Consider the following 3,914-nt stretch of genomic DNA (forward strand, 5'->3'; position numbering starts at 1 on the left):
ACGCTCACAACTTCCCCCTCGACCTGGCTGCTGCTGAGTCCACTCCTGTGGCTCTGCAGGCACCTGCCATCGGTTGATCTGGAATCAACCTGTTCCTTCTGGAACAGAACAAACGATTCAGATCAACTGAATCGGAAAGCCTCCGCCTCACGGCGGGGGCTTTTTGTTGTGGATGCAGAAACCCAACTGTCCGATCAACGGTGATCCGACATCGACTGCACTGCCAGAAACGACTGCCCCAATAACCGCCACAGAGATGGGGCGACCTTCCTGATCGGAAAACGACCTCTCCCGAACGGTTGTCAATCTGCGTCAACCCACTGACCACTGGGCTCTAGGACAGGACAACGCTCATGAGGCTGCTGCTAGCGGAGAATTAATTGCGGTTATTGGCTCGGTACCTGATCTAAGGGCGACATATCTAGCTGTAGTTCTTACGGGTCGAACCACACTGAGGAAGTATGTTGAACCAGCAGGTAGCAACCTTTCGACGTAGCGAATGATTAAAGCTAGCTAGCGAAATGGCAGCGAATTCAGAACGCGCGGACTCTGCCGATAAATTTTCTGGTGGATTTATATTTATCGCGTGATGCTTTAGTGAGAATCAGGGCTCGCCCATTTCATCCTCTAAACGGCTTCGATCGATCCAATCACACATTTGCCGAAGTGCGACGTCATCCATCTCCACCAAATGATCAGTCCACTCCTGCATGATCAATTGGTGGTGATCGGGATTGTGGATGGTGAGCTCTGGACCCATCAACACGTATTTAATGCTGAGCAGTCTCCAGGCCTGGGCCTTGAGCAACCAAGGATGAGCTGCCAATAACCGTTCCACCCGACTGATCGGCTGGTATTCACTATCCATGTCTGATTCCGTTCTGAGACAACTACGCCGTCTTCTGGCTTCGCTGATGCGCTTGAAGTGAGAGGAAGAGGGCGCGGGGATTGCCGTAACGGTCTGGCAGTGCCTGATGCAGTCGGTTCAGTCGTCGCCAGCAGACGCTCTCCCTGGCTTCCCCTTCTTTCACGCCATCTGCCACCAGGTATTCCATGGCGCGGGTGTACAACGCTTCCGTCTCTCGCAGTTCTGCGAGGGATGGTTCATGGGTGAAGGTGACTGCTGCCATCTCGTCGAAATATCACTTTTCAGCATCCATTGATGCCCGGCCGGGGACTTGATCTCTACCCCCATTTGGGGTGATTTATTGGCTCAGATCTGAACCATGCCGCACCGCATTCCCTTCAACACCGCCTGCACCCGGTTGTTCACTTGTAGGGTCCGCAACAGCCGCTTGGTGTAGGTACGTGCGGTCTCTTCGGTGACGATGAGATCTTCCGCAATTTCTCGGTCAGACATTCCGCGGGCGAGGCGGTCGAGAACTTCGTATTCGCGAGGTGTTAGTCGCGGGCAGCTGAGATAAGGAAGTTCATCGGAGCGCAGTGATGGGCTTCGGTAGGAGTGATGTCCCATCACCGCCAACACAGCCGCTTCGAGGGGTTTGCGGTCTTCAATGATGTCGGCTTCAGCGACCACGGCTTCCAGCCACTGTGCATTGTCATACTCCACAGGAACCGCATCACTCAACGCCAGTACCACCACTTTTAGGTCGGATTGAATCTCTCTAGCTTTGCGCACCAACTCGAAGCCATTGCCTTTTTCGAGAAGGTCTGTGCAGAGAAGCAGCTCAAATGAATCCCGTTTGAGATAACTTAGGCAAGAGTCTTCATCTGTAACGGCACAGCCGATACGAGATTTTTCGCTGAAGCTATCGCAGAAACAGCGAAGGAAAAACCGCCCCTTCATTGCTAAGGCAATGCTTCCGTTGATGGCAACGGAAAGCAGAGGCTCTTCGTTTTCAGATTTGGGTTCGCTCTGCAGGTATGGGGTCAGATCCATGGACTTCCCTGCATCTTCCATCCATCCTTGCGGGCCAACTGGCCCAAATGGTTGCGACCGTCGTCAGTCGTCATAGACCCGGCATTCCGGTGCATCGGGGTTCAAATCGCAATGCACCTCGAGGGAGGTGGGGTCCTTGTGTTCCCCGGGATGGTGGCTGCGATAGGTCTCGAGCCCTTCAAGCTCCGTGGCGTAGTGACGCGCCTTGGCCTGGTCTCCGTCGACCTGAGCCTTGGCCAATTCCTCGCGGTCTTTAGCGATGTGGGTTTCGATTGATTCCACGCTCAACATTGCAATCGGAGCCATCTAACGCGCGGACCAGATCGTTGAGCTACCCCCATCCGAGGACAGAACGATTGTCCCCATTTGGGAGGCGATGTGACGGCCTCGTTCATTGCATAGTTCGAACTGGCAGCGAGAAGATTCCATGAGCACATCTAGCCTCAGTATTGGAGAGCTCGAAGCCAAATATCCGCTGTACTGCAAGGCCTTGAAGATGCTGATCAAGCAGGGGAAAACAAATGCTGAACTTGAGCGAACACTCTGTTGGGATCGTTTGCGATTGTTGCACCGCTCCTTGCCGAGGCAATACAAATCTCCCGAGCGGTTGATGTTGATGATTCAGGCCGAATTTTCGTCAGAGACCGATGCCTAAGGAGGGAGTATGTCGATCGAAGCTGATGCCATCAGGGCTCAAGTTCTGAGTGATGTGCTGCACAGGATTTCTTTCCTTGATCAAGAGCAATGCTATGAAGATAGTTATGCGCTGACTCAGGAATTCAGGGAGTGGTTGCTCGAACCTCCGATTCAACCCAACTCGAGACAGGCCAGGCCATAAACGTTGCGATCGTGGCCTTTGGGCATCACGCCTTTGTACATCCGCACCGTTGAGCCCATGGGTTTGAAGCCCTTCGCCGTCGTGATCGTCTTGGCGGAGGGGTTGTGCCCCGGGGTGTCGATCAGAACAACTCCCTTGTGGCGGTCCATGGCGTTGTTGAGCAACAGCGAGGCCATGCCAGCATCTTCCGCCAGCCAGGGACCCACCCGCCAACCGTCGCCAATCGGGAGCAGGCAGGGGCGAATGCGCACGTAGCCGTGGCACGCCCCCTGGGTATCCCTTGCCACAAAGACATCTCCAGCCCTGTGGCGCAGCCAGAGTTCAAGGAAGTGGGGCCTTGGGCTGATTTCGTGGCGTTCGTCGTATCGCTGAATCGCCTCGAGAGAGATCTCACTCAATGGCACAACGGTGATGTCGCTGCGGTTGAGCAGTTTTGTTGTCGGGTGTTGCGATTGGTCGCTCCGGCACAACATCTGCCGGCGTGTGGTGACGCAGTCCTTTTGAAAACCGGCTTTTTCGTAGAAGTCCACCATTTGAACTGCGGCTTCCAGGCCGATGCACTCCACGCTGCTGAGGGTTTTCAAGGCGTGTTGCCACAGACGACGGCCGATTCCCTGGCCGCGATGCTCTGGCTTCACGACAAACAGGCCGATGAAGGCGTAGCCGGGGTTGTAGGTCACCGCGGCAATGCAGCCCACTGGTACGTCGTCCTGCCAAGCCAACCAGATCCCCTGGCGATCGGTGTTGGCATAAATTTCGATATCGCCCACTCCGGGGGCGAAATCCTGTTCGCGGGCCAGACCTGTGACGACGTCGAGGTCGGATGGCGTGAACGGTTTGATCTCCAGCATCGACAGTCAGGCAAGGAATTCAGCAACCTGAGCGTTCGATTCATCTTTGGGCGGCTTCAGGCAGCTAGGAGAATCGAATCCACACTGGTTGGATAACGGCGCACGTAGGCGTTGGTTTCCATGGCGACGATTCGTGCCTCCTGCCGATTGGACGCATGGAGTTGCAGCGTGTGTCGGCTGCCGTCGTTTTTCTTGTATCGAACAAGAAAGCGTTGCGGATTGGCTGTCATCGGTCTGAGACCTTGCGCCTGATCCGCACTGTTGTTGGACGGAGAGCGCAGGCAAGGGCGTGGAACGGTCGGTGGGTTCCCTCAACGATGAGATG

Annotated in this window: 7 protein-coding genes; 1 reads left to right on the plus strand and 6 read right to left on the minus strand. The window is 55.2% G+C overall.

What is annotated here, in order from left to right; genetic code table 11:
- Positions 1-604: 604 nt before the first annotated feature.
- The 4 genes from ACGVKB_RS11155 to ACGVKB_RS11170 form a co-directional block, all read right to left on the minus strand.
- The gene (locus ACGVKB_RS11155; RefSeq protein ID WP_303536567.1) at positions 605-868 is read right to left on the minus strand and encodes a hypothetical protein; all 264 of its coding nucleotides are present in this window, start codon (positions 866-868) and stop codon (positions 605-607) included.
- 22 nt (positions 869-890) lie between these two features.
- Positions 891-1,130: a DUF3136 domain-containing protein gene (locus tag ACGVKB_RS11160; RefSeq protein WP_303536565.1), complete on the minus strand. Its 240-nt coding sequence runs from the start codon at positions 1,128-1,130 to the stop codon at positions 891-893.
- Positions 1,131-1,213: 83 nt separating this feature from the next.
- Positions 1,214-1,900 carry a response regulator transcription factor gene (locus ACGVKB_RS11165; RefSeq protein WP_303536563.1) on the minus strand — a complete coding sequence of 229 codons (687 nt, stop codon included), beginning with the start codon at positions 1,898-1,900 and terminating at the stop codon, positions 1,214-1,216.
- Between the two features lie 63 nt (positions 1,901-1,963).
- Positions 1,964-2,182: a CP12 domain-containing protein gene (locus ACGVKB_RS11170; protein ID WP_392351811.1), complete on the minus strand. Its 219-nt coding sequence runs from the start codon at positions 2,180-2,182 to the stop codon at positions 1,964-1,966.
- A 145-nt stretch (positions 2,183-2,327) separates the two neighbouring features.
- Here ACGVKB_RS11170 and ACGVKB_RS11175 point away from each other — a divergent pair, with 145 nt between their 5' ends.
- Positions 2,328-2,555 (plus strand): DUF3136 domain-containing protein, encoded by a 228-nt coding sequence (locus ACGVKB_RS11175; protein ID WP_303536561.1) that lies wholly within the window; start codon positions 2,328-2,330, stop codon positions 2,553-2,555.
- Between the two features lie 152 nt (positions 2,556-2,707).
- On the opposite strand, the gene ACGVKB_RS11180 is transcribed toward ACGVKB_RS11175, so the two are convergent.
- A complete protein-coding gene (locus tag ACGVKB_RS11180) occupies positions 2,708-3,589 on the minus strand; it encodes a GNAT family N-acetyltransferase (protein ID WP_392351810.1) in 882 nt (293 codons plus the stop codon).
- A gap of 56 nt (positions 3,590-3,645) precedes the next feature.
- On the minus strand, positions 3,646-3,819 hold the full coding sequence (locus ACGVKB_RS11185) for a hypothetical protein (protein WP_303536555.1): 174 nt from the start codon (positions 3,817-3,819) through the stop codon (positions 3,646-3,648).
- Between the last annotated feature and the right edge of the window lie 95 nt (positions 3,820-3,914).

Origin of the sequence: Parasynechococcus sp. (genome assembly GCF_042954325.1) — a bacterium.
GTDB lineage: Bacteria > Cyanobacteriota > Cyanobacteriia > PCC-6307 > Cyanobiaceae > Parasynechococcus.